The following is a 24,597-nucleotide window of genomic DNA, read 5'->3' on the forward strand; positions in this document are numbered from 1 at the left end:
AGCAAACTCCCTAAATAATGCCCGCTTGGCGTAGTTTGGCGCGGGTTTCGTGGTCAATGCCCAGCTCATCAAGCACTTCGTCGGTGTGCTGACCAAGCGTTGGGCCGCCGTCGCCAAGACGCCCAGGCGTAGCGCTAAGCTTAGGCAATACGCCGGGGACTTTGAGCGGTTTGCCGTTGGGGCGGGTAAAGGTTTGGATCATCTCGCGGGCTAAGTAGTGGGGGTCATGGGCGATATCTTCTGCAGTGTAGGGGTAGCCTGCAGGAACGCGGGCTTCATCCAGGGATTGCAGAATGGCATCCCGAGGGCGATCTTCCGTCCACGCCTGAATAGCGGCATCAATCATCTCGGCTTGCTGGCTGCGCCCATCGTTATGGGCCAGCGCCGGGTCGTTGGCGAGGTCTTCCCGACCAATCACGCCCATTAATCGCTTAAAGATGCTGTCGCCGTTACCGGCAATTAGCACATAATCACCACCCTGACAGCGGTAGGCGTTGGAAGGGGTAATGCCGGGGAGGGCGCTACCGCTGGGTTCGCGCACATGGCCGCTGGCATCAAACTCCGGCAGCAGGCTCTCCATCATTGCAAACACCGACTCATATAGCGCAACGTCGATTTCCTGGCCAAGGCCACTGCGGTTACGCTCTTGGAGTGCCAGCAGGGTGCCGATAACGGCGTAGAGCGCGGAGAGTGAGTCGCCGATGCTCACCCCCACGCGCACGGAAGGCTCATCCGGCTGGCCGGTGAGGTAACGCAGCCCACCCATAGCTTCGCCAATCACCCCAAAACCAGGTTTGTCGCGGTAAGGCCCGGTTTGCCCGTAGCCGGAAATATGCACCATGATCAGCCGTGGATTGAGTTGGGAGAGCGCCTCCCAGCCCAGTCCCCAGTTGTCTAACGTACCGGGGCGGAAGTTTTCCACCACCACATCGGCCTCGGCGGCGAGTTGGCGCACCAGGTCTTGGCCCTCTTCGCTGCGCAAATCCAGCGCCACCGAGCGCTTGTTGCGGGTCTGCACATGCCACCAGAGCGAAGTGCCTTCCTCGATCATTCGCCATTTGCGAAGCGGATCGCCGGTGCCGGGCGGTTCGATTTTAATCACATCGGCACCGAATTCACCCAGCAGTTTGGTGGCGAAAGGCCCCGCAATCAGTTGACCAAGCTCTAGAACTTTTAAGCCCTGTAGCGGAAGCTGGCGAGCTTCGGAAGCATTCATTAAGGCTCTCTCTTATCTTTGGTTTATCACTGTTTGCCAGCATGCGTGAGCTGTTCAAGGCCGACAATTAGGCAATCGGTAACAAAGGGTTCGTCGGTGGCGAAGGTGTGCGCTAGCATAAACAGGTTGCTTTCAAGGAGTCCGTTGTATGCGCCGCTTCGATTTTGTCACCCTTAAACTGTTTATCTCCGTGGCAGATGAGGGGCGTCTGACTGCGGCGGCCGAGCGCGAACACTTGGCGCTTGCCGCGGTGAGCAAACGTATAAGCGACCTGGAAGCGCTGGTGGGCACTACACTGCTTTATCGTCGCCCGCGAGGGGTGGAGCTGACGCCTGCGGGCCAGGCGTTTTTGCATCATGCCCGGCGTATTATGGATAATATTGAACGCCTTAACGCAGAGCTTAGCGAATATGGTGAGGGCGTGCGGGGCCATGTGCGCATTCACTCCAACACCTCGGCAATTATTGCCTTTCTACCCCAGGATCTCAGCGCTTTTTCGCGTCTTTACCCGGAGATTAAGATCGATCTCCAGGAGCGAGTGAGCAGTGAAATCATCACCGCGGTGCGCGATGGGCTGACCGATATCGGCATTTTCGCCGGGCATGTCGCGGCACCCGAGCTCCAGCAGCTCTCCTACCGGCATGATCGACTGGTATTGATGACGCCCATCGACCACCCCTTAGCCGAGCGTGAAAGCATCGCCTTTAACGAAGCTCTGGCGTTTGATTTTATCGGCTTGCAACAGGATGCCTCGCTGCAATCGCTATTGAATGAACAAGCTAACCTGGCCGGTAAAGCGCTGCGTATGCGCATTCAGGTACGCAGCTTCGATGCCATTTGCCGCATGATTCACCACGGTATGGGCGTGGGCGTACTGCCGGAGCAGACCATCTACCGTGATCTGGGCGATTTGCAGTTGAAAAGTATTCCGCTCAGCGACCCATGGGCCCAGCGGGAATTGGTAATTGGTATGCGCCGCTACGCCACGCTTCCGGCCACTGCTCGCCATTTAGTCGACCACCTCACCCAGAATCATCAGAATGAAGACACACTCTAGAGGCTAGAGGCGAGACATCGTATTTGACGAAGCCAGCCTTCTTGAACGTCGATTTGAGACCCTTGGCGGCTTGTTTCAAGATCGAAGCAGCACCACACCCAATAACGACAACCGTAGAGAGTCCTCCCATGCGGAAACAACTACTTGCCACGCTGGCTACCCTGGGCGTGCTAACGGCGGCTCCGTTCGCCTTGGCTAACCCGATCGAAATCCAAGTCAACAACACTATGAGCGAAGGCGGTTCGGAAAGCGCCGCGGTGGAACGCTTTGCTGAATATTTAGAGGAGCAGGCGCCTGGCCGCTTTGAAGTGCGTCCTTTTTTAGCCGGTTCTCTGGGCGGTGAGAACGCCGTGCTGGAACTGCTCAACCTGGGCCAAACCCAGCTCTCCATTACCGGTGGCAACTGGCGCCAACAGTATGCGCCTGAATATGATGCCATTACGGTTCCCTTTGTGTTCACCACCTGGGATGAAGTGGACGCCTATATGGAGAGCCCGTCCGGCCAGGCGCTGGTTGAGAAAGCAGAAAACCAGGGCGGCCTAAAGTATTTTGGTTTGCAGCACCGCGGGCCCCGCCACATGACCGCTAACAAAGAAATTCACTCGCCGGCTGATCTGGAGGGTTTCCGTCTACGCCTGCCTTCGCTTCCGGTATGGCTGGAAGTGTGGGAAGAGATCGGCGCCCAGGTAGTCAACGTGCCGGCGCCAGAGATTTATCTCGCCATGCAGACCGGCCAGGTAGACGGCCACGAGAACTCGCTCTCCTCACCCTATACCCGTCGCCTATGGGAAGTGCAGGACTACCTGATTATGACCAGCCACGTGCAGTTTCCGTGGAGCTGGGTGGCCAGTTCGCGCTGGTGGGATGGCTTGGAAGCCGATGACCAGGCATTGATCGAAGAGGCGATCGACGTCGCCCGTCAATACGGATCAGAGCGCGAACGCGAGCTTGACGAATTCTATCTGGAAGCCCTTCAGGAGGAAGGCATGACCGTCATTGAGCCGGATGTTGCGCCTTTCCGCGAGGCAGCGTTGCCGGCGATAGATCGTGTCATGGCTGAAATGGCCGACGGTGTTCGTGAAGATGCGCTGGGTAACCAGAGCGAGTAACACCCCTTGAGCAAAACCGCGGCGGTCCCCAGGGCAGTCGCGGTTTTTCATGACAAGTTAATTTTCAAGACAAGTAAGTTTTCATAACCGATAAAAAAAGACGTCAGGGTAAGGAGTTCTGCTGTGGAAGACGCGGTAGCGCCCAATAACGGGCCGGATCGAATTGCTTTCTATGCGCTGCGCGGCGTCATCCGCCTATGCGATGGGGTAGGTGTAGCGTTAATGGCGGCCATTCTGTTCCTGATCGTGGCGGCGGTTATTGCCCGCGACCTGTTGGGGCTGGGGATGCCCTGGACGGAAGAGGTGGCGTCCATGCTGGCGATTTACGCCATTGGCTTTGGCTCGTTATCGGCGTGGGTGCGCAGCGAGCACCTGGTGGTGGATCTGTTCAGCCACAAGCTTTCAGGGCTGGGTAAAAATATTCAGTATCGGCTCACCGCGCTGATTTCTTGCGGTTTTTTTCTACTCGCAGCCTGGGGCTCGTGGATAATGTCGGATATGAGTGCCAACAATAAAACCGTCTCGTTAAGTATCAGTTTTAGCTACCTCTACTATGGTGTTTTCTTTAGTTTTGCGGGCATGGCGCTGATTGCCCTGTGGCAAACCCTGCGTGGGCCGGTGGCGTGGTTGGAAACCTCCCATGAAGAGGAGGCCTCGCAGCCATGACCGAACTACTGATTTTTGTCGGCGGCCTGTTAGTGCTAATGGCGATTGGCTTGCCGGTGGTCGTCGCTATTGGCGTTACCTCGTTTATCGCCTTGGTATTTACCGGGACTGGCGGCTTGCCCGCCGAGCTTTTGCCGCTACGTATGGTGCAAACGCTCAATAACTTTACCCTGCTGGCGATACCGCTGTTCATTCTGGCCGCCAATATTATGAATATTGGCTCGACGACCACGCGGATTTTTGACTTTGCCACCGCCTTGGTGGGCTTCACCAAGGGCGGCCTTGGCCACGCTAACGTGGTAGCCAGCTCTATCTTTGCCACCATGTCGGGCACCGCCGTGGCCGATGCGGCGGGGCTAGGTAGCATCGAAATCAAGGCCATGAAAGAGCGAGGCTATGCGCTGGACTACTCCACTGGCATTACCGCCGCCTCCAGCGTGATCGGGCCAATTCTGCCGCCGAGCATCGCGCTAGTCGTCTATGGGTGGCTGGCCAATGTGAGTATTGGCGGGCTGTTTATGGCGGGGCTGCTGCCGGGTATTTTGATGGCGCTGCTGCTAATGGGCATGACCGTACTGCTGGCCACCACTGGCAGGGTGGTGATGCCCAAACCCACGCCCTTTGATGCCTGTGAAGTCGCCCGTACCGGTAAGCGCGCTATTTTACCGCTGATGATGCCGGCGATTATCGTCGGCGGTATTTGGGGCGGCTTTTTCACGCCGACTGAAGCCGGTGCGGTTGCCTCGCTCTACGCGGTCATTCTGGGTGGGCTGATCTATCGGGATTTGAACTGGCGAGATCTCTACAGCGCCTTTCGCCGCACCCTGATGTTTAGCGCGGTGATCCTGCTGATTATCGCTGTTTCCAGTTTTTACGGCTGGATTCTGGTGCGCATGGGCATTCCCCAAGCGTTGGCGGGTCAGGTGGCCAGCATCGATATGCCCATGTTTGCACTGCTGCTCTGCTTTGCGCTGTTCTTCCTGTTAATCGGCTGCTTTATGTCGGTGATTGAAAGCATTCTGATTTTCACCCCGATTGTGGTGCCTGCTGCGCTAAGTGCCGGATTAGACCCCGTTCACTTTGGCATCGTGATGGTGATCACGCTCTCGGTGGGGGTGATTACGCCGCCCTTTGGCACCGTGCTGTTTTTGATGGTAGGCATTACACGGCTGCGCTACGGCCAGGTCGTGACGGCGATCATGCCGTTCCTGCTGCCAATTATTGCTACCATTTTGTTACTGATCTTGGTGCCAGGGCTGGCGACCTGGCTGCCGGATATCATGGGATATTGATCAAGGCGTTTCTGGTAGAAAAGCCCCGCGGCGTTGTTCCGCGGGGTAGGTAGGCGCTGTTATTGCTCCTCTGCAGGCAAAATCCTCCCTGGGTTCATCAGCCCTTTGGGGTCAAGCAGTGCTTTAACGCCGCTGATCAACTCCCGCTCGATAGGCGATAATCGCGCCAAGTAAGCCGCTTGCTTGGCGCGACCAATGCCGTGCTCTGCGCTGATGCTGCCGTGGAACTCGTCGAGCACCTCAAACAACTGCTCCTCCAAGCCATGCAGATGGGCTTTTTTATCACTATCTGCCATTGCCTTGGGCGGTAGAATATTAAAGTGCAGATTGCCGTCGCCCACGTGCCCATAGGCGATGATTTCGCACTCGGGGGACGCCGCCATCACCACCTCGCTTGCCCGGCTAACGAAGTCCGGAATCGCCGAAATGGGCACCGAGATATCGGTGCGCAAATGCTCTCCGCGCCGCCGCTGGCCTTCCAGCATGCTTTCGCGGAACTGCCACAACTGGGCGGATTGGGTGTCGCTAGAGGCCAGCGCACCATCCAGCACCAGCTCGCGCTCCATGCCGGTTTCCAACAGTTGTTCCAGCATCGAACCGAGATCTACCGGCCCGGTGGCCGCGACTTCCATCAACACGTACCAGGGGTAAGCACTCTCCATCGGGTCGCGGAGCTCAGGCGTTGCTTCGATAGCAAGCTCAATGCAGCGGCGGGGAATCAGCTCGAAAGCGGTCAACAGATCGCAGCAGTCGCGTCGCGCCAAACCGTAGAGATCAATCACCGCCTGAACAGAGGGCAGGCCAAGCAGCGCGGTACGGTTTTGGGTCGGGCGTGGTGAGAGTTTGAGTACCGCGCCAGTGACGATGCCCAGGGTGCCCTCGCTGCCTAAAAACAGCTGCTGAAGGTCGTAGCCGCGGTTGTCTTTATGCAGCGCGTTCAGGCTCTCCCAGACGCGCCCATCCGGCAGCACTACCTCAAGCCCCAACACCAGCTCGCGCATCATGCCGTAGCGCAGCACGTTAAGCCCGCCTGCGTTGGTGGCAATATTGCCGCCAATCTGACAGCTGCCTTGGGCACCTAGTGATAGCGGGAAGTCGCAGTCATGCTCAGCCGCCGCCAGTTTCACGTTCTCAAGGATGCAGCCTGCATCTACCGTGATGGTGAAGTTAACCGGATCAATGGCTCGCACGCTGTTTAAGCGCTCCAGACTAATCACCAGTTCCTGACCGTTGGCAGCAGGCAAGGCGCCTGCCACCAAACCGCTATGGCCACCCTGGGGCGTCATTGCGACGCCCTGCTCATAGCAGCGCTTCACTACTTCGGCGACGTCCAAGGTATTGGCTGGGCGCGCCACGGCAAGCGGCGTGCCCAGCGTGTCGCCCGCCCAGTCGCTAACGTAGCGCGCCATGGCGTCCGGCTCTCGGATTAAACCGCGCTCGCCGAGTAAGTGGGTTAGCTCATTTAGAAAGGTGGTGGTGTTGGTCATTAATGCTCTTCCTGCCAGGCCGCGCCTTCCGGAAAGCGGTGCTGGGCTTGGGACTCTGCATGCATGGCAATACTGTAACCCGGCGCCTCGGGTACCTGATAGCGGCCACGGTTGATGACCACCGGGTCGATAAAGTGCTCGTGAAGGTGATCCACATACTCAAGCACACGGCCCTCAAGACTACCGGATACCGCGATGTAGTCGAACAGTGAGATATGCTGGGTGTACTCGCAAAGCCCAACCCCACCGCCGTGAGGGCAAATCGGCACGCCGAATTTAGCGGCCATAAGCACTACTAGAATGACTTCGTTGAGCCCACCCAGGCGCGCCGCATCAAGCTGGCAGTAGTCGATGGCATCGGCCTGGAAGAACTGCTTGAACATCACTTTGTTGTGGCAGTGTTCACCGGTGGCAACGCCGATAGGCGCAACGCGATGGCGGATCTCGGCATGACCGAGAATATCGTCAGGGCTGGTGGGCTCTTCGATCCACAGTGGGTCAAATTCCGCCAAGCGGCGCATTTTAGTGACCGTCTCGTCGACTTCCCATACCTGATTGGCGTCCATCATGAGTACGTTGTCCCAGCCGATCTCATCGCGGAGCAGCGCTGCGCGGCGGGCGTCCTCTTCGATGTCGCCGCCAATCTTCTGTTTAAAGTGCGTCCAGCCTTCGGCCAGCGCTTCCCGGGCCAGGCCGCGTACTTTTTCGTCGCTGTAACCCAGCCAGCCCGCCGAGGTAGTGTAGGCAGGGTAGCCATCGCTGCGCATTTCGGCTTCGCGGGCTGCTTTGCCAGGGGCTTGGCGGCGCAGCAAACAGATCGCTTCTTCGGGCGTTAGCGCATCGGTGACAAAGCGGAAATCGAGGCAGCGCACCAACTGTTCGGGCGTCATATCCACCAGCAGTTTCCACACCGGCTTGCCTTCTTTTTTCGCCCACATATCCCACACCGCGTTGACGATGGCAGCGGTGGCGAGATGGATCGCGCCTTTGTCGGGGCCGATCCAGCGGAGCTGGCTGTCGCCGGTAATTTCCCGCCAGAAGGTGCCCATATTGTCGGTAATCGAGGCAAGCGTTCGCCCTTCAATCAACGGCGCGAGCGACTGCAGCGCGGTAACCACGATCTCGTTGCCGCGGCCAATGGTAAAGGTTAACCCGTGCCCTTCGGGACTGCTGTCATCGGTATGCAGGATGACGTAAGCGGCGGAGTAGTCCGGCGCGGCGTTCATGGCATCCGAGCCATCCAGCGAGCGGGAGGTAGGGAAGCGGATATCCTGAATCTCGACGCGAGTAATGGTTGTCATTGTGCTCTCCTTGGCGTTGAGGTAAGTGATGTATGAATTGATAGAAACAGTATTAACGGCGCGCTAAGTGGCGCATCAGATCGCGAATACCGTAGGTCCAAGGCGGCAACTGATCGCTTCGACCGACCTTATTGACCAAGGCACCTAACGCCGGGGTGGCGATGGTGACGCGGTCGTTCATATGATGCGTGAAGCCCTGACCTTTACCGTCGCGGTCTTGAATCGGCGAGAACATGGTGCCGAGAAACAGCATAAAGCCGTCCGGGTATTGATGGTGAGCGCCAATGGTTTGGCTGACCAGGTCCAGCGGGTCGCGGCTGATTTCACGCATATCGCTCTCACCCTGGAGCAGGAAGTCATCGTCTTCGCCCTCAATGCGCAGCGATACCTGGCAGTTGCGCACGCTGTCGATATCGAAGTGGTCATCGAATAGACGAATAAATGGGCCAATGGAACAGGAGGCGTTGTTGTCTTTCGCCTTGCCGAGCAGCAGGGCGCTGCGACCCTCAACGTCTCGAAGATTAACGTCGTTGCCCAAGGTCGCACCGCGCACCTGACCATGGCTATCGACGGCTAGGACAATTTCCGGCTCGGGGTTATTCCATTGAGAGGAGGAGTGTAAGCCCACTGTCGTGCCAAAACCCACCGATGAGAGCGGCTGCGCTTTGGTAAACACTTCGGCGTCGGGGCCGATGCCGACTTCCATATATTGCGACCAGCCGCCGCGGGCTTGAAGCGCTTTTTTAAGTGCCATCGCCTCTTCAGAGCCCGGCTTAATCTTGGAAAGGTCGCTGCCGATCAGCGCCTGCAAGTCGTCACGCAACTCGTCAGCACGGGTGGGATCACCGCCCGCTTGCTCCTCAATCACTCGCTCCATCAGGCTGACCGCAAAAGTGACACCGCACGCTTTAACCGCCTGCACATCGCAAGGGGCGAGCAGGTAGGGCGCCTGCGCTGGAGACGCCTGGGAGTTAGCCAGGAGCGTTTCTAAACTAGCTAAAGGCTTCCCTTCTGCGCGTTTTATCACCTCCAGCAGGTCGTCACGTTCTAGCAGATCGGCCATGGTCGGGCCAAATTCGGTGATATCGATGACTTTACCACCGTGCACGGTCACCAGTGCCGGGCCAGCCTGCGGGCCATCCAGCCAGACGCGGCCAACCAGCAGCGCTTTGTCCAGGTCATTGGGAATGGCGTCAGTAACGGAAAGTGGGTTCATGCGTGCCTCCTTTAGTAATAGTGGAACGGTAATAATGGAATAGTAAGAAATGAATCTTTAAAAATGGTGTGCGACTGGCGGTTGGTGCGCCATCGCCTATCCTGTTATGGATGTCGTGCTGTATGACAGGTATGCCAGTTAATGTCCTACTCTAGCGCACCGCTCTATTTCGGGTCGATAGGTAAATCTGTCTAGATGGATACGATTTCGCTGAGCAAGGCTTTCAACAATAAAAGTAAAAAGCATTAAGGAGAATTTCATGTTAGACGAGTAGAAGGGCAAGCGAGTATTAATCAAGGGTGTCAGTCGGTTAAACGCTATGGCCCCTGGAACGATAACGACCAACACATTAAGCGGCTATATCACCGACCAGATTATTGAGGTTAACGGTGGGCAGTTAATGGCATGAACACTTCAACGCCCGATTTTGCCTCTAAGCAGTGTTATGAAATCGCCATCACACTATGGGCGACCCATAGCTGCTCGTGCGCTTACACCATCAGCTCAGTTCGCAGCTGGCATCATCATAAGCATGGCTAAAATCCTTATTTGGATAGTTGCGCGATTGCAGGCGACCAACTAGGTTAGAAGCTGGTGGTATGATACGTATACAGCAAGATGGTCAGTCATGTCGACTGTCACCACTGAAATGACCAACACGCCACAATAAACCACGACCCATCGCAACAGACAGCAGCAAATCTCAATAACCAACAACAAATCTAACGGTTGTGAGGAGTACACAATGAGTCATAAGAGCCAGCATCTCCGTATGTCCCGTCTGCTAACGGCTACGCTGATCGCCGCAGGCATCGGTTTCACGGGTGCCGTTCACGCCGCTGAAAACCTCCGTTTTGCCCATGTTTATGAAACCTCTGAGCCCTTTCATAAATGGGCACTGTGGGCCGCCGATGAGATCGAAAAGCGTACCGATGGGCGTTATACCATGCAGGTGCATCCCGCCTCATCGCTAGGTAAAGAGGAAGATATCAATGAAGGGCTTGAACTGGGCACGGTGGATGTTATTTATACCGGCTCTCAGTTTGCTGGCCGTGCGTACGGCCCCATCGGCATTGCAGGCGCTGCCTATATGTTCCGAGACTTTGATCACTGGCAGGCCTACGCCGATAGTGACCTGTTCCAAGAGATAGCTCAGGGCTACCAGGATCAAACCGGTAACGTTCCGCTGGCGCTCAACTATTACGGCGAGCGACATGTGACGTCCAATAAGGAGATCAACGAGCCTGCCGATATGGAAGGCCTCAAAATTCGGGTGCCCAACGCACCGATGTACATGATGATGCCGGAAGCCGTCGGCGCCAACCCCACGCCAATCGCCTTTGATGAGGTCTACCTCGCCTTGCAACAAGGCGTGGTGGATGCCCAGGAAAACCCGCTGCCCACTATTCGGGCCAAGGCCTTTCACGAGGTTCAGGACTACATCAACCTGACCGGCCACATCACCGACTCGTTAATCACTATTGTCGGCGGGCCACGCTGGAACCAGCTCTCCGAAGAAGATCGCGAAATTTTCCGTGAGGTTTTCCAGGAAGCCGCCGAAAACAACACCAAGGATATCCTCAAATCCGAGGACGAGCTGGTGGCCTGGTTCGAGGAGCAGGGCAACACGGTTAACGAAGTGGATCGAGAACTCTTCCGTGAGGCGGTTATGCCGGCCCATAACGGCGATGCTGCCACCTGGGATGAGGAAACCTACGAACGTCTCCAGGCTATCGGCCAATAATCCAACCCTTTGATGGCACTCCGCTCTTTTGAGCGGAGTGTTTGGAGTGTTGTGCCATGAGTGACACACGAGAAGACGCCCCGCCTGCCGTCGATCCAATGATCGATTTTGAATCCGCCTTTGACGATACCCCGTTCAGGCTAAGTGATTACCGCATTGAAGATTTGGCGACCCTGATACTGTTTTGGGCGCTGATTTTAGTGGTATTTGCCCAGTTCTTTAGCCGCTACGTAATGGGTGACTCCATCGGCTGGACCGAGGAGATCGCTCGCTACCTACTGATTGGAGTGGGGTTTATGGGCAGTATCATGGCCGCCCGCAACGGCAGCCATATTATGGTGGAGTTCTTCTACCACTACATGCCTGCGTGGCAGGCGCTTTTGCTGGAGCGTCTAGTAAACCTCATCAGCCTTACCTTCTATATAGCGATGGCGTGGGTGACCTATCAACTGGCATCGCGCACTAGCAGCTTGATGGTGTCCATCGACCTGCCCAAAAGCATCATCTATTTCACGGTCTGCGCGGCGTTTGTATTGATGGCGATGCGTACCGTTCAACGGCTCTATCTCAAGTATCAGCACCGCCACGATGATGTTTAAAGAGTGGTATTCGCCCCGCCATTTGTATTAAGAGGCCTGCTATGTCTCGACTCACTTTGATGCGTTGGCAAACGCCGCTCGTGTCGCCGCTGCTGGCGGCCCTTGCGGTGCTTGGCTGCGTGATCTTACCGCTGATGGGCTACCATCTTGCGTTTCTGTTTTTCGCCCTGTTTACCATGCTGGTACTCGGCGTGCCCATCGCCATTAGCCTGGCGGGCTCCTGTTTAATGTTTGTGCTGATCACCGGACAAGTGCCCAATATTGTCGTAGCCCACCGCATGATTAATGGCATCGACAGCTTTCCACTGCTGGCGATTCCCTTTTTTATCTTTGCCGGGAGTTTGATGAACAACGGCGGGATTACCGAACGGATATTCAATTTCGCTAAAGCTTTGATGGGCTGGATGCGCGGCGGGCTTGGGCACGTCAATGTCGGCGCCAGCATCGTATTTTCCGGGATGTCTGGGGCGGCGGTGGCGGATGCCGGTGGTCTTGGCATGATCGAAGTCAAAGCCATGAAAGACGCCGGCTATGATGAAGAGTTCGCGGTGGGCATTACCGCTGCTTCCTCGACTATCGGGCCGATTATTCCGCCTAGCCTGCCGATGGTGATTTATGGCGTGATGGCCTCCGCCTCGGTGGGCCAGCTGTTCGCCGCAGGTCTCGTTCCCGGGCTGCTGATGGGCGCCATGCTGATGCTGATGATCTTTATTATCTCCCGTCGGCGGGGCTATCAGCGCGATGCGGTGTTCTCGATGGGAGTCCTCGGCCATACCTTTAAGCGGGCGTTCTTATCGCTACTAACGCCGGTCATTATCGTTGGCGGTATTATTAGTGGTGCCTTTACACCCACCGAAGCAGCAGTGGCCGCGGTGTTTTATGCGCTACTACTGGGTGTGGTGGTTTATCGCACGCTGACTTGGCGCAAGCTGCTCAAAGTCAGTATGGAAACCATCGAGACCACCGCGGTTATTCTGTTTATTGTCTCCTCGGCGTCGATTTTTGCCTGGATCCTCACCAGTAATCAGGTCACCCAGAACGTGATTGCCTTAATGGGCCCCTTTGCTGACAGCAAGCTCGCGGTGCTGATGATGGCGAACATTGTGCTGATTATCGTTGGCTGCTTTATGGAGACCATCGCCGCGATCACCATTCTGGTGCCGGTGCTGCTCCCCATGGCGGTTGCAGTGGGCGTAGACCCGGTTCATTTTGGGGTGATCATGGTGCTCAACTTAATGATCGGGCTGTTGACCCCACCGGTGGGCATGGTGCTTTACGTGCTTTCAAGGGTTTCCAATGTCAGCTTTGAGCGCTGCATGCGCGGCACCATGCCGTTCCTTATCCCATTGGTGATCTGCCTGCTGTTAGTCACCTTTATTCCGGCGATCTCTATGTGGCTACCCACGCTGATTTACCGCTAAGGCACTGCCGGAAGTGGGTTGACTGCCCGCTACCGACAATATTGAGACCTGGAGTGTTTAACCCATGACCGATTCGTCGTTGGACTTTCGTGTCGCATGCGAAGACCTTACTCGTTTTATGCAAGCGGTTCTCGCGGCGGCGGGAGCTAACCAGGCATCCGCTGATGCAGTAACCCGCGCTCTGGTGACAGCCTCGCGGATGGGCACCGACAGCCACGGCCTACGCCTGCTGCCCCACTATTTACAGGCGCTTAAAGGCGGGCGCATTAACGGCGTACCCAACATGCAATTTCACCAGCGCTTGGCCGCAACGGGGTTCTTGGATGCGGACGATGGGCTAGGGCACTTGGCGGGTTATACCGCGATGGAGCACGCCATGGAAATGGCGGAAAACGTCGGTATAGGCGCTGTCGCGGTGGGTAATTCTTCGCACTTTGGCGCGGCTGGCTGCTATGCCTTAGCGGCGGCTGAGCGCGGTTATCTGGGTATGGCGTTTTGTAACTCTGACCCCTTCGTGCTGCTGCATGACGGCGCCAAGCCTTTCCACGGCACTAACCCCATCGCTTTTGCTGCGCCGGTAGCGGGTGAGGAGCCGTATCTGCTGGATATGGCCACCAGCTCGGTGCCGTGGAACCGGGTGCAGCAGTACGGCGCCATTGGTCGTGAACTGCCGGATCAGGTCGCTGCCGATGCCAACGGGCAGGTTAGCCGAGACCCTAGCAAGATCGCCGCACTACTGCCGTTGGGCGGCAGTGCCTTCGGCTTCAAGGGTGCTGGGCTGGGCGGCATGGTCGAGATACTGAGCTCGATGCTATCGGGCATGCAGCACGGTTTTAAGCTTCTTCCCATGGGTGGTTCAGATATGACCACGCCACGTGGAGTAGGGCATTTTTTCCTGGCCATGAACCCCGATGCGTTTGTAGACGAAGACACTTTCGCGCGCGGATTGGCCGAGTACTTGGCCGACCTGCGTATCCAACCTGCTGCCGTGGGGGCCGAGGTGCTAGCCCCCGGGGATCGCGAATGGCGTTGCCAAGCGCAGCGCGATGCACAGGGCATTCCTCTCGATTCCGCCAATCAGTTAGCCTATGCCGAGATGGCTAAACAGTACCGAATAGCGCCGCTCACTCAACTCGGTTGAAGGCTGGTTTGAAGACTGGTTTGAAGGACAATGACGAGAAATGCAGTAAAATGGCGGAAAATTCCAGGTTAACCAGGGGTGACTGCCTATGAGCAGATACCGGATCGAGCGAAAAACGCTGTCCGAACAGGTCGCCGAGCAGCTCGAGGCGGAGATCCTCGAGGGGCGGCTAAGTGAAAATGATCAACTGCCTTCGGAGAGGGAGCTGATGGAGCAGTTTGGTGTTGGCAGGCCAGCGGTGCGCGAAGCGCTGTTTCATCTTCAGCAGCTTGGGCTAATTGCCATTAATAGCGGCACCCGTGCCAGGGTGATTCGCCCTACCGCAGAAGCGGTGATGGCCAGGCTTTCCGGGGTGACGCGGCAACTGCTTTCCAAGCCCGATGGCCAGCAATATTTTCAAGAAGCGCGGGCCATGTTTGAAATTTCATTGGCGCGCTATGCCGCGCGCAATGCCAGCGAAGAAGATTTGGCTCGGCTACGCGAGGCGTTGGCCGATAATCGCGATGCGATTGGCGATGAAGCGCGCTTTAAACGCTCCGATAACGACTTTCATGGCGTATTGGCCAGCATCGGCCGTAACCCTATCTTTGATGCCATACATGTAGCACTCTCTGAGTGGCTAGACGATCGCCGCGCGCTGGTATTGCAGCAAAAAGATGAAGATAAAGCCGCCACCGCGGCCCATACCGAAATCATCGCCGCAATTGAGTCCCGCGATCCGGATGCGGCCGAGGCGGCCATGCGGTGTCACCTCGACCGACATTACGGGACGTACATGAAGCTTAAAAAGCGTCTGTCTGATGCTTCTTAGCGTTGCACGTTTGCGCTGCCGATATTAGCCCTCGCGCTTGCCGTCCACTAAGCGTGAAACGCTAAACGGATTGCCGTCTTGTAGCGCTTCTGGCAGCAGGCCTGCGGGTAAGTCTTGGTAGCAAACCGGGCGCAGGAAGCGGTAAATGGCCGCGCTGCCCACTGAGGTGGTGCGTGAATCGGAGGTGGCCGGGTACGGGCCGCCGTGCACCATGGCGTGACCGACTTCCACACCGGTTGGCCAACCGTTGGCCATAATCCGCCCAGCGCGCCGCTCAAGCACTGGCAGCAAACGTTTGGCGGCGGCAAGGTCGCCATCGTCTAGCTGCAGCGTTGCGGTCAGTTGACCTTCCAGCTTTTCGGCCACCTGCTGCATTTCATCGCTATCACGGCATTCAATGACCAGCGACGCGGCGCCGAAGACCTCAGCTTGTAGCGCTTCATCGGATAAGAAGTCGCTGGCGCTGGTGACGAACAGCGCTGTTTGGCAGCTATGCGGGCCATCGCCCGTTTGGCCACGGGCAATTTCCGTGACGCTGGCGTTGCCCGCCAGGGCTGCCACGCCGCTCTGATACGCGTCGTGAATGCCAGGGGTGAGCATGGTTTGCCCAGCGCTGCTTTTAACGGCGTCGCCAGCGGTGGCGACAAAGGCATCCAGGTCGGCGCCTTTGAGGCCAATCACTAAACCAGGATTGGTACAGAACTGGCCTGCACCCATGTTCAACGAAGCAACGAAGCCTTCCGCGATTTTAGTGCCGCGGGCTTTCAGCGCTTCAGGCAGTAGAAAGACCGGATTAATGCTGCTCATTTCGGCATACACGGGAATCGGCTCCGGGCGTGCTTGCGCGGTGGCCATTAGCGCTGTGCCGCCACTGCGTGAACCGGTGAAGCCTACTGCTTTAATGCGCGGGTCGGCGACTAGTGCCTGGCCGATCTCTTTACCCGAGCCAAATAGCAGCGAAAAAACCCCTTCCGGCAGTTCGCACTTCGCCACCGCGCGCTGAATCGCGCGACCGACCAGCTCAGAGGTGCCAGGATGGGCCGAATGTCCCTTCACAATGACCGGGCACCCCGCCGCTAGCGCAGAGGCGGTATCGCCGCCCGCGACGCTAAACGCCAGCGGGAAGTTGCTGGCGCCGAATACGGCCACTGGGCCTAACGGAATATGGCGCTGGCGCAGGTCTGCGCGGGGCAGCGGCTGGCGCTCGGGCAGTGCCGGATCGTGGCGCAGGTCGAGCCACTCCCCCGCGCGGACGACCGAAGCAAACAGACGCAGCTGGCCACAGGTACGGCCGCGCTCACCTTCCAGGCGAGCCGTTGGTAGGCCCGTTTCGGCCACGCCGCGCTCGGTAAGCTCGCCACCAATCGCCTCAATCTCCCCAGCAATGGTTTCCAGGAAGTGCGCACGTGCCTCTAGTGAGGTCTCGCGGTATTTGTTAAACGCCGCTTCTGCCAGCTTGCACGCCTGTTCCACTTCGGCGCGACTGCCACCCAGGTAGTTCGGCGCTAAGGTTTCACCCGTGGCAGGGTTAATGGCGTAAATTTCGGCTTTTGAGCCGGTAACGGCCTGCTGACCGATGAGTAGTGTGCCTTGCAGTGTCATGTTGGCCTCCTTTTAAAGGGCGTTAACGATTGATGCTTGGAGTAATCTTTCGTGAGCCTGCTGCACGCGAAGCGTGTTGCGCAGCGCACGGCCAAAGTCGCCAAGCGCGATTTCGAAGCGATCGCCGTCACGGGTTTGAATGCCATCGGCAAAGCTCAATGTTGCCGTGCCAAAGAAGTGAACGTGGACATCGCCAGGGCGGCGAAATCCGGGGTACTTGAAGTGGTGGTATTCAAGGTTGGCGATGCTATGCGCCATATTGGCTTCGCCGGTGAGAAACGGCTTTTCCCACAGCGTTTGATTGTCGCGAACAATGCGGCTGGTGCCTTCAAGATGGCTAGGCAGTTCGCCGATCAATAGCTCCGGCCCAAAGCTGCACGCGCGCAGCTTAGAGTGCGCTAACCAAAGATAGTTGAAGCGCTCGGTGACGTGGTCGGAAAACTCATTACCGACCGCGTAACCGACCCGCCAAGGTGCGCCATCGGCGCCAATCACATACAGCCCGGCAAGCTCGGGCTCTTCACCGGCATCTTGCGCAAACTCGGGAGAGGGCATCTCGGCTTCGGGGGCGACGATGCAGTCACCGTCGCCTTTATAGAACCACTCAGGCTGAGCGCCCGGCGTATTGTCAGCCGGTTTACCGCCCTCGACGCCCAGCGTGAACATGCGCATGGAGTCGGTCATATCCTCTTTCGCGGCCTGAGCTTTAGCATGCATTGCCGAGCGCGTATCGGCACTCCCCAGGTGCGTTAAACCGGTGCCGGTCACTAAGCAGTGGGCCGGATCGGGGTGGGTAAGCGGTGGTAGCAAGCGTCGTTCGTCAATCAACTGCTGATAATCGACTTTTTCCTCGCCTAAGCGCGAGGTAATCGTATTTTTAAGCGATTCTCCAGCCGTAATAGCCGCTTGCGCGAGGCCATAGGTGCCGCCTTCAATAGTAATGGGGCGCACGGTCGTGTCGCTCTCTACCAAAGCCACCCGTAGCAGTTGTTGATCAAGATATTGAATTAAACGCATCGTCATTTCCTTGTAAAGCCTCAGTAATCAGTTACCGCGCACGGCGGTGAGATCCGGCAGCCACGTCACAATGCCGGGGAATGCGATCAAAATAACCAGTACCACGAGCAGGGCTGCATAGTAGGGCAGCATGGCTTTAACGAGCTGCTCCATTGAGACCTTGCCGACTCCGCAACCCACATACAGGCAAGTGCCCACTGGCGGTGTTAGAAGGCCAATGCCGAGAATGAACGCCATCAATACGCCGAAATAGACCGGATCAACGCCGACCGATGTAACAATTGGTGTCAGCATAGGCGCCATAATGACCATCGCCGGTGTGAGATCCATTACGAACCCGACTAGCAGCAGCAAGCCTGCAACGATCAACAGCAGCAGAAAGGGGTCTTGGGTAATCGCTTGCACCTGCGTCACTAACGTTTGCGGCACCATGTTAATGGTTAAAAACCAGGCAATGACGGTCGCAAACGCGAGTAGCAGCAAGACCATGCCGGTCAGGCGGGCGGTGCGAATCAGCATGCCCCACAAGGCGGTAATCTTAAATTCGCGGTAGACGACTAATGAGATAAACAGCGAGTAAAGCAGCGCCGCAACGGCCGCTTCGGTGGCGGTAAATACCCCGCCAATGATGCCGCCGATGACGATGACCGGCAGAACTAGCGCCAGCCAAGCGGCTTTGAACGCCTGCCACAGCACATCAAAACGGAATTTACGGGTCTGACCCGCATGGCCGATGGTGGCCATGATGAAGGTAGTTGCCATGAGCCCAAAACCGATCAATATGCCCGGCACAATGCCCGCGATGAACAGGCGGCTAATCGAGGTCTCGGTAACAATACCAAACAGAATCAGCGGAATAGATGGTGGAATAATAATACCGATCACCGATGAAACAGTGTTAATCGCGGTGGCTTGGGGCGCGGTATAACCCTGCTTGGTCATCGAGGGAATCATCATCGCCCCGGTAGCGGCGGTGTCTGCCACGGCTGAGCCGCTAATACCGCCAAAGAACATAGAGCCGGTAATTGCTACCTGGCCAAGGCCACCGCGTACAAAACCCACCAGCGCTCCAGCCAGCTCCATCAAGCGACGGGCGATACCGCCGTTGCTCATGACTTCGCCAACCAGGATAAAGAACGGAATCGCTAACAGCGGAAAGCTGTTTACCCCACGAACTGACTGCTCAATCAAAATCGAGAGCGGAATATCAGAAATAAATGCCATAACCACGGCGGCAATGCCCAGGCCAAAGGCAATCGGCAGGCCCAGTGCGAGCGAGGCAAACAGAATGCCTAGAAAAATCCATAGCATGGTCTATCGGCCTCCATTAGCGGTAGTCGCAATATCTGGCGAGCGTATCTGTCCAATGCTCTGCCAAGCGCGCCAAATCGCCACGGCGGCAATAGAGATCGCACACAGTACCAGCGAAGCATTAATCAGGTTCCAGGGCACATTGAGGATGGCGGTTTGACTGGAGGCACGCGTCATCACCAGCACGCCGCCCCAAATAATAACGCCCATTAGCAGCGTGATGATTACGTGTTGTAGCAGGTACAGCATATGCGCGGCACGGGGCGCTAAACGGCGCACCAAAATGTCGACGGCAATGTGTTCATAGCGGGCGAACGCCGCGGCGGCACCGATAAAAATCAGCCAGATAAACAGCATGCGGGCCAGTTCATCGGCCCAAGGCACGGAATTGTTAAACACGGCGCGCCCTACAACATTGACCGACACCGAAACGATTAACGCCACTAGTAACGCTGCAATGATGTGCTCCATGGCCAGCGTCAGCCAGCGAAACAGCGCGGGGCCTCGGCGCTGCTCGGTGTCGATCTCTAACGGCTTGCGTTGAGGGTCGTCGAGGAAGGCTGCCGTATCAGGAATTTGCGTGTCAGGTATATCCATGAACTCTCCGAAGAGACAAGTAACGACAAAACAAGAGGCATTGGCCCCTTGTTTTGTCTAACCGTTTTGATTGGCAGTTTTGTCTAGCGATAGAACGCCGAACGGAAGCGCGGCGCTTATTCCGTCATTGAGGAGTCGGCAATGCGCTGGAACTCAGCCACCAAATCTTCGCCGATGCGGGGAGCCCACTCGTCATACACCGGCTGCACGGCTTCTTGGAAAGCGGCGATTTGCTCGTCATCAAGACGGGTAATCTGCATGCCACGCTCTTCGAGTTGATCACGCGACCAGTCGTCATATTCGCTTGAGAGCTGGATTTCGTAATCGGCAGCCTGCAGGGCGGCCTCTTGCACCAGTTCCTGATACTCAGGGTCTAAGTTGTCCCAGGTACGCTCAGAAATCATTTTGATAAACGGCGTGTAGACGTGACGAGTTTCTGAACCGTAGTCTTGCACCTCGTGGAAGTTGGACGTCAGGATGGTGCTCCAGGGGTTTTCCTGGCCGTCAACAACGCCCTGTTCCATGGCGGAAAACAGCTCACCAAACGCCATGGGCGTGGGGTTGGCGCCAAGCGCTTCCCAAATTGCCAGGTGCACCGGGTTTTCCATGGTACGAATCGACAGGCCGCGAACGTCTAAACCGGCAACATCATCGGGCGAAGCGACTTCCCGCGCGCTATTGGAAAGCTGACGAAAGCCATTTTCGGAGAACGCCAGCGCTTTCAGGCCAGTGCCATCAAACGCATCGAGCATCTCTTGGGCCGCGTCGCTACGCATGGCTTTTACGGCGGCTTCGCGCGTCGGTAGCAAGAAGGGCAGGTCAAAAACCGCGAGCTCTTCAACGTAGCCCGTCGCGGGAGAGGATGAAGGATAGGTCATATCCAGCGTGCCGGTCTGCAGCATTTCCATCATCTGCACATCGTCACCAAGCTGACTATTGGGGAAGATATTAACGGTGATTCGACCGTCGCTGCGCTGGTCGAGAATATCTGCAAAGTACTGGCTGGAAATATACTGAGGCGAGCTTTCGGCCAAGCCAAGCCCCATGCGTAGCGTAACGCTGCCGTGATCACCCACCGTATCGCCTTCAATTTCAGGCGGGTCGGAAAGATCAGGTGTCTGCGCGTGGGCGATACCTGAACTGAGCAGTGTGGCACCGGTTACTAATAGGGTGCGCTTCCATAAATAATGCATAGTTGTCACTCTCCTGGCGTGCTGCAGGCCGCTTCACTAAGGGTGTCTTGCAAGCGAACTGCAGCGTGGTTGCTATTGTTTTTGTGTTTCAGCAGCACAAATCTCGTCGGATAAGCGCCGCAACCCTTAGCTAAATGTCTAACGTTTTGGCTATATGTTCAACATATACTTTTGTATGTGTCGACGGCTGAGTCAAGAAAGCGTAACTTGCCAACTGACCTTTATTTTTACTTTAGGCGTGGAGTTGCACCATGGCCAATGCTCACCGAATCTCTTCTAACCAGTTGCGTTCACGTTACTGGTTCGACAATCCCGACCACCCTGGTACCACGGCGCTATGCATTGAGCGCTACCTCAATTACGGCATCACGCTGGATGAGTTAACCAGTGGTAAGCCGATTATCGGTATTTGCCAGTCAGGGTCTGACTTAACGCCGTGTAATCGACACCACATTGATCTCGTTAAACGGGTGAAAGACGGCATTCGTGCGGCGGGCGGCGTGCCGTTTGAATTTCCCATGCACCCTATCCACGAAAACGTGCGCAGGCCCACGGCCGCGCTGGATCGCAATCTGGCCTACTTGGGCATCGTGGAGGTGCTCCACGGCTATCCATTAGACGGCGTGGTACTGACCACCGGCTGCGATAAAACCACGCCGGCTGCGCTAATGGCGGCGGCGACAGTGAATATCCCCGCTATAGTGCTCTCCGGTGGGCCGATGCTAAACGGCTGGCGGGGCGCCGAGCGAGTGGGCTCTGGCACGATTATCTGGGAGCTACGCAAGCGCTTGGCGGCGGGGGATATCGACTACGCGGAGTTCCTTTCCCGCGCCAGCGATTCGGCGCCTTCGATTGGCCACTGCAATACCATGGGCACGGCCTCCACCATGAACTCCATGGCCGAAGTACTGGGTATGAGCCTGCCGGGTTCCGCGGTTATTCCAGCGCCCTACAAAGAGCGCGCAATGGTGGCTTACGACACCGGCACACGGATTGTCGATATGGTCTGGGAGGATTTGCGCCCGCTGGATATTCTGACCCGTGAAGCGTTTGAGAACGCTATTGTGGCGTGTTCGGCGTTGGGGGGGTCTTCCAATGCGCCGGTGCATGTTAATGCCATCGCCCGCCACGCGGGTATTGAGCTTGATAATGATGACTGGCAGCGCCTAGGGCATGAAATTCCGCTGCTGGCTAACGTCATGCCCGCCGGTGCTTTCCTGTGTGAAGAGTTTCACCGTGCAGGCGGCGTGCCTGCGATTCTTCATGAGCTACAGGCGGCGGGTAAGCTGCACGGCGACGCGCTGACGGTGAATGGCCGCTCGATTGGCGATAATCTTGAAGGCCGCGAAACCCAGGACCCGGATGTGATCTGCCGTTACGCCGACCCACTGGTCGCGCACGCCGGCTTCCTCAATCTCAAGGGCAACCTGTTTGACTCAGCGCTGATGAAAACCAGCGTGATCTCCACGGATTTCCGCGAGCGCTTCTTGAACGACCCGGATGACCCGGAAGCCTTCGAAGGCAAGGTCGTGGTGTTTGATGGCTCGGAAGATTATCACGCCCGTATTGATGACCCGGCGCTCAACATCGACGCCCGCACTATTCTGGTGATGCGTGGAGCCGGGCCAGTAGGCCACCCTGGCGGTGCCGAAGTGGTCAATATGCAGCCACCGGAGGCGCTGATCAAACAGGGGATTGAGTCGCTGCCGTGTCTGGGTGATGGCCGCCAGTCGGGCACCTCCGGTTCACCGTCGATTCTCAACGCCTCGCCTGAGGCTGCCACGGGCGGCGGCTTGGCGCTGCTGGAAAGCGGCGACCGGCTGCGGGTCGATCTCAAGCGCGGCGAGGTACAGCTGCTAATTGAGACAAATGAGTTGGACGCGCGCCGGGAGCGTTTGGCCCAGCAGGGTGGTTACCGCTACCCTGGCCACCAGACGCCTTGGCAGGAAATTCAGCGCAGCATGGTCGAGCCACTGGATCGCGGGATGACGCTGGAACCGGCCACCAAGTACCGCGATGTCGCCCGCCAGCATCCGCCCAGGGATAATCACTGAGGAGACGGGCACTAAGATGAGTGGTTGGAGTAGCTTGGCGCATCGCCAGCAAGGTTTACTGTTAACCGGCGGCGGCGCACTGATCATGGCCCCCGATGCTCTGCTAATTAAAGTGGCTAACCTGCCCGATGCCGAAATACTGATGTGGCGTGGTTTCCTTTCGGGGCTGGGCTTTCTACTGATTGCCCTGATGCGCTATGGCCGTGGCACCTTGGCTGCCTATCGCCGCTGCGGTTGGACCGGTATCGCCGTGGCGCTGCTGTTCAGTTTAACAACCTGCGGTTTTGTGCTCGGCAATCAGTACACCAAGGCGGGTAACGTGTTGATGATTCTGGCCAGTTCACCTCTGATCGCTGCGGCGCTCTCCTGGGTCATTCTTAAAGAGCGCTTGCCCCGGCGCACCTGGCTGGCGATCTTGGTGTGCATGCTAGGCATTGCCATGCTGGCGTTGGACGACGCCGGTGCTGGCTCTTGGGTAGGCAACGCCTTTGCCTTAATGGCCGCGACGACGCTGGCGATCAACTTCACCTTATGCCGAACGCGCCCAGGCGTTGATATGAGCCCGATGCTGGTCTTCAACGGCCTCATTGTGGGGAGCGTTGCCGGGCTTTTCTGGCTGGCGGGAGGCGACACCACGCTGCCAGCGGCCAACCAACTTGCCGTCGTGATCCTGCTATGTCTGATTATTGTGCCCTGCGGAGTGACCCTGTTACAGCGCGGGCCACTCTATTTACCCTCCGCTGAGGTGGGCCTGCTGATATTGCTGGAAGTGGTGCTGGGCACGTTACTGGCTTGGTGGATACTATCCGAGCAGCCAGCCCCGATGGCAATGGCTGGCGGCGTCTTAGTGATTGGTACGCTCACGGCCAAGGGCCTCTATGAACGACGGTTGGAACTAAGGCAGCGTGCCATTTTAGAACCCGAGCCGTCGATAACAGTCAACCGGTCAAGTACGCTATGATTGCCAGGAATCGAAACAGGGTCTTATCGCAGTGACGTCAACTCCCAGTAAACCAACGGCTCGCCCCAGCATCGCCGAACACCTCGCCGAGGAGATCTTCGGTGGCCGCTATCACCCCGGTGATCTGGTGCCCCGTGAAATGGATCTATGCGAACGGTTTGCGATTAATCGCTCGGCGGTACGCAGTGACCTTCGTCAATTAGTTGACGCGGGTATCATCGAACGTATCTCTGGGCATGGCTCCAAAGTGCGTGAGTACTCAGAGTGGCATATTCTCGACCCTCAGGTGACCGAGTGGTTAACGCGCTACGCCGCTCCCAACCCGGATATTCAGCGGGAAATACTGGCCTTTCGCCTGGATGTTGAGCCCTACGTAGCGATGACGGCCGCTAAACGTGCCACGGCACGCGATCTTGTCGCCATTGAAGAAGCTTTTGAAGGGCTGGGGCAGAATTTGCGCAATGCCACCTGCGACGAAGAGCGGCGGCTGCACAGTGAGTGCGATGTGGCCTTCCACGAGGCGATCTTCAAGGCGACGCACAACATCGTGTGGGCGCAGCTATCGCATATTTTGCGCCCCTCCATCTATATGCTGATCTCCATGTCCAACGAGAGTGCATCCGATCCCGAAGAGAGTCTGGAACGCCATCGGCATTTGATGGAAAGCATTCGTTTGCGCCGACCCCGTGAGGCGTTTTTAGCTTCACAAGCCGTGTTAGCCGGTACCGCAGAGGCGCTGGGTCTTGAGCATAGCGCCAGCTCACTAGGACGCACGGTTGAGTTACCCCACACCGCACATTGA

General features: G+C 57.2%; 21 protein-coding genes. 12 read left to right on the forward strand and 9 right to left on the reverse strand.

The window, feature by feature from the left end; all coding sequences use genetic code 11:
* Nucleotides 1-10: 10 nt before the first annotated feature.
* Complete coding sequence (locus QT230_RS10455) at nucleotides 11-1,216, reverse strand: CoA transferase (RefSeq protein WP_308321639.1); 1,206 nt, start codon at nucleotides 1,214-1,216, stop codon at nucleotides 11-13.
* Nucleotides 1,217-1,364: 148 nt separating this feature from the next.
* Here QT230_RS10455 and QT230_RS10460 point away from each other — a divergent pair, with 148 nt between their 5' ends.
* The 4 genes from QT230_RS10460 (at nucleotide 1,365) to QT230_RS10475 (ending at nucleotide 5,340) form a co-directional block, all read left to right on the forward strand.
* Nucleotides 1,365-2,273 (forward strand): LysR family transcriptional regulator, encoded by a 909-nt coding sequence (locus QT230_RS10460; RefSeq protein ID WP_308321640.1) that lies wholly within the window; start codon nucleotides 1,365-1,367, stop codon nucleotides 2,271-2,273.
* Between the two features lie 128 nt (nucleotides 2,274-2,401).
* On the forward strand, nucleotides 2,402-3,382 hold the full coding sequence (locus QT230_RS10465) for a TRAP transporter substrate-binding protein (protein ID WP_308321641.1): 981 nt from the start codon (nucleotides 2,402-2,404) through the stop codon (nucleotides 3,380-3,382).
* A 123-nt stretch (nucleotides 3,383-3,505) separates the two neighbouring features.
* Nucleotides 3,506-4,048 (forward strand): TRAP transporter small permease, encoded by a 543-nt coding sequence (locus QT230_RS10470; protein WP_308321642.1) that lies wholly within the window; start codon nucleotides 3,506-3,508, stop codon nucleotides 4,046-4,048.
* Nucleotides 4,045-5,340: a TRAP transporter large permease gene (locus QT230_RS10475; protein WP_308321643.1), complete on the forward strand. Its 1,296-nt coding sequence runs from the start codon at nucleotides 4,045-4,047 to the stop codon at nucleotides 5,338-5,340. Before QT230_RS10470 ends, QT230_RS10475 begins: the two co-directional genes overlap by 4 nt.
* A 59-nt stretch (nucleotides 5,341-5,399) precedes the next feature.
* Here QT230_RS10475 and QT230_RS10480 read toward each other — a convergent pair whose 3' ends face one another.
* The 3 genes from QT230_RS10480 to QT230_RS10490 are packed head-to-tail and all read right to left on the reverse strand — an operon-like array spanning nucleotide 5,400 to nucleotide 9,344.
* Complete coding sequence (locus QT230_RS10480; protein WP_308321644.1) at nucleotides 5,400-6,827, reverse strand: FAD-binding oxidoreductase; 1,428 nt, start codon at nucleotides 6,825-6,827, stop codon at nucleotides 5,400-5,402.
* The gene (locus tag QT230_RS10485; protein WP_308321645.1) at nucleotides 6,827-8,128 is read right to left on the reverse strand and encodes an L-fuconate dehydratase; all 1,302 of its coding nucleotides are present in this window, start codon (nucleotides 8,126-8,128) and stop codon (nucleotides 6,827-6,829) included. Before QT230_RS10485 ends, QT230_RS10480 begins: the two co-directional genes overlap by 1 nt.
* A 52-nt stretch (nucleotides 8,129-8,180) precedes the next feature.
* Entirely contained in the window at nucleotides 8,181-9,344 is a 1,164-nt protein-coding gene (locus QT230_RS10490) for a fumarylacetoacetate hydrolase family protein (protein ID WP_308321647.1), read from the reverse strand.
* 745 nt (nucleotides 9,345-10,089) lie between these two features.
* Here QT230_RS10490 and QT230_RS10495 point away from each other — a divergent pair.
* From QT230_RS10495 to nanR, 5 genes are all read left to right on the forward strand, one after another.
* A complete protein-coding gene (locus QT230_RS10495) occupies nucleotides 10,090-11,088 on the forward strand; it encodes a sialic acid TRAP transporter substrate-binding protein SiaP (protein ID WP_308321649.1) in 999 nt (332 codons plus the stop codon).
* A gap of 56 nt (nucleotides 11,089-11,144) precedes the next feature.
* Entirely contained in the window at nucleotides 11,145-11,687 is a 543-nt protein-coding gene (locus QT230_RS10500) for a TRAP transporter small permease (protein WP_308321650.1), read from the forward strand.
* Nucleotides 11,688-11,728: 41 nt separating this feature from the next.
* The gene (locus tag QT230_RS10505) at nucleotides 11,729-13,108 is read left to right on the forward strand and encodes a TRAP transporter large permease (protein ID WP_308321653.1); all 1,380 of its coding nucleotides are present in this window, start codon (nucleotides 11,729-11,731) and stop codon (nucleotides 13,106-13,108) included.
* A gap of 64 nt (nucleotides 13,109-13,172) precedes the next feature.
* Nucleotides 13,173-14,249, forward strand: coding sequence for an Ldh family oxidoreductase (locus QT230_RS10510; protein WP_308321655.1), 1,077 nt, complete (start codon nucleotides 13,173-13,175; stop codon nucleotides 14,247-14,249).
* 88 nt (nucleotides 14,250-14,337) lie between these two features.
* The gene (nanR, locus tag QT230_RS10515) at nucleotides 14,338-15,060 is read left to right on the forward strand and encodes a transcriptional regulator NanR (RefSeq protein WP_308321657.1); all 723 of its coding nucleotides are present in this window, start codon (nucleotides 14,338-14,340) and stop codon (nucleotides 15,058-15,060) included.
* 24 nt (nucleotides 15,061-15,084) lie between these two features.
* Here the strand turns inward: nanR and QT230_RS10520 are convergent, their stop codons facing one another.
* The 5 genes from QT230_RS10520 to QT230_RS10540 form a co-directional block, all read right to left on the reverse strand.
* Nucleotides 15,085-16,662: an aldehyde dehydrogenase (NADP(+)) gene (locus QT230_RS10520; RefSeq protein ID WP_308321659.1), complete on the reverse strand. Its 1,578-nt coding sequence runs from the start codon at nucleotides 16,660-16,662 to the stop codon at nucleotides 15,085-15,087.
* 12 nt (nucleotides 16,663-16,674) lie between these two features.
* Nucleotides 16,675-17,679, reverse strand: a complete 1,005-nt coding sequence (gene araD1, locus QT230_RS10525) for an AraD1 family protein (protein WP_308321661.1) — start codon at nucleotides 17,677-17,679, stop codon at nucleotides 16,675-16,677.
* Between the two features lie 27 nt (nucleotides 17,680-17,706).
* On the reverse strand, nucleotides 17,707-18,990 hold the full coding sequence (locus QT230_RS10530; protein WP_308321663.1) for a TRAP transporter large permease: 1,284 nt from the start codon (nucleotides 18,988-18,990) through the stop codon (nucleotides 17,707-17,709).
* A gap of 3 nt (nucleotides 18,991-18,993) precedes the next feature.
* Nucleotides 18,994-19,587 (reverse strand): TRAP transporter small permease, encoded by a 594-nt coding sequence (locus QT230_RS10535; protein WP_308321665.1) that lies wholly within the window; start codon nucleotides 19,585-19,587, stop codon nucleotides 18,994-18,996.
* A 116-nt stretch (nucleotides 19,588-19,703) separates the two neighbouring features.
* A complete protein-coding gene (locus tag QT230_RS10540) occupies nucleotides 19,704-20,780 on the reverse strand; it encodes a TRAP transporter substrate-binding protein (RefSeq protein ID WP_308321667.1) in 1,077 nt (358 codons plus the stop codon).
* 251 nt (nucleotides 20,781-21,031) lie between these two features.
* Between QT230_RS10540 and QT230_RS10545 the strand changes: the two genes are divergently transcribed.
* The 3 genes from QT230_RS10545 to QT230_RS10555 are packed head-to-tail and all read left to right on the forward strand — an operon-like array spanning nucleotide 21,032 to nucleotide 24,597.
* Nucleotides 21,032-22,834: an IlvD/Edd family dehydratase gene (locus QT230_RS10545; protein ID WP_308321669.1), complete on the forward strand. Its 1,803-nt coding sequence runs from the start codon at nucleotides 21,032-21,034 to the stop codon at nucleotides 22,832-22,834.
* Nucleotides 22,835-22,850: 16 nt separating this feature from the next.
* Nucleotides 22,851-23,795: a DMT family transporter gene (locus tag QT230_RS10550; protein WP_308321671.1), complete on the forward strand. Its 945-nt coding sequence runs from the start codon at nucleotides 22,851-22,853 to the stop codon at nucleotides 23,793-23,795.
* Nucleotides 23,796-23,826: 31 nt separating this feature from the next.
* Nucleotides 23,827-24,597: an FCD domain-containing protein gene (locus QT230_RS10555; RefSeq protein ID WP_308321673.1), complete on the forward strand. Its 771-nt coding sequence runs from the start codon at nucleotides 23,827-23,829 to the stop codon at nucleotides 24,595-24,597.

The sequence above is a fragment of the Halomonas sp. SpR8 genome, assembly GCF_031010195.1.
Lineage (GTDB): Bacteria > Pseudomonadota > Gammaproteobacteria > Pseudomonadales > Halomonadaceae > Vreelandella.